General features: G+C 59.0%; 1 protein-coding gene. It reads right to left on the bottom strand.

Annotated elements, in window-relative coordinates; genetic code table 11:
• A partial coding sequence (locus AC09SL_RS29505; protein ID WP_479572011.1) for an AMP-binding protein occupies nt 1–583 on the bottom strand: 583 nt, incomplete at both ends.

Raw genomic sequence — 583 nt, 5'->3', positions numbered from 1 at the left:
CTCGCCCAACCCGCCCGATTCCAACAACGCCTTGAGGGCCGACGGTACGGTGTTGATCAAGGTGATGTCGTGCTCGCCCTGTTGCAGTTCCAGCACATTAGTGACCACGTCGATGCTGCCGCCGGAGGTCAACGGCGCGAAGCACTCGTAGACGGCCAAGTCGAAGTTCAGCGAAGTCGAGAACAGGGTTTTCGACAACGTGGCGTCATCGAAGGAGCGATGGGCCCAGGTCAGGAAGTTCACTGTGTTGCGGTGTTCGATCATCACGCCTTTAGGCAGACCCGTCGAACCCGAGGTGTAAATGACATAGGCCAGGTGCGATGAAGTCAGCCCGCTGATCTCCGGATTGGAGACGGACTCGTCCTGCCACAAACCGCTGTCGAGATTGATCACGGCCATCGAGGCATCGCGCAACAAGCCGACGGTAACGTCCTGCACCAACACTGCCGCTGGCGCACTGTCTTCCAACATGTAGGCAATGCGGTCCAACGGATACGCCGGATCCAGCGGCACATAACCACCGCCGGCCTTGAGAATTGCCAGCAAGCCAACAACCATGTCGATGCCGCGCTCGACGCAGATA

The sequence above is a fragment of the Pseudomonas sp. PF05 genome, from assembly GCF_056521845.1.
Note: the sequence above shows the minus strand (reverse complement) of the source record. Positions and strands in the feature narration are given on the sequence as shown.